Origin of the sequence: Oceanivirga salmonicida, from assembly GCF_001517915.1 — a bacterium.
GTDB lineage: Bacteria > Fusobacteriota > Fusobacteriia > Fusobacteriales > Leptotrichiaceae > Oceanivirga > Oceanivirga salmonicida.
Genome location: NZ_LOQI01000202.1, coordinates 1 through 358 on the forward strand (window position 1 = coordinate 1; position 358 = coordinate 358).

The 358-nt window shown below is 24.6% G+C and carries 1 protein-coding gene; it reads right to left on the reverse strand.

Going from position 1 to position 358, the window contains the following annotated elements; genetic code table 11:
• On the reverse strand, positions 1-315 hold a 315-nt coding region (locus AWT72_RS08960), incomplete at its 3' end, for a phosphoribosyltransferase (RefSeq protein WP_306765445.1).
• Positions 316-358 lie beyond the last annotated feature (43 nt).

Sequence of the window (358 nt, forward strand, 5' to 3'; positions counted from 1 at the left end):
TTTATAAGATACATCAATTATATCTTCAACAAAAACTACATTCTTTCCTTCAATACAAACATCTAAATCTTTTAAAATTTTAATTTCTCCACTAGTTTTCATACTGCTCCCATATCTTGAAACTGACATAAAGTCTATTTCTATTACATTGTCTAATTTTCTTGATAAATCTGCTAAAAACATTAAAGAACCTCTTAAAAGACCTATTACCAAAATATCTTTTCCCTTAAATTCTTCATTTATTTTTTCAGCAATTTCTAATACTTTATCAGATATACTTTTCTCTGATATCATTTCTTCAATATGATATTTCATATTTCAACTACCTCCCATATTTACACTACAAAAATAGTATAAC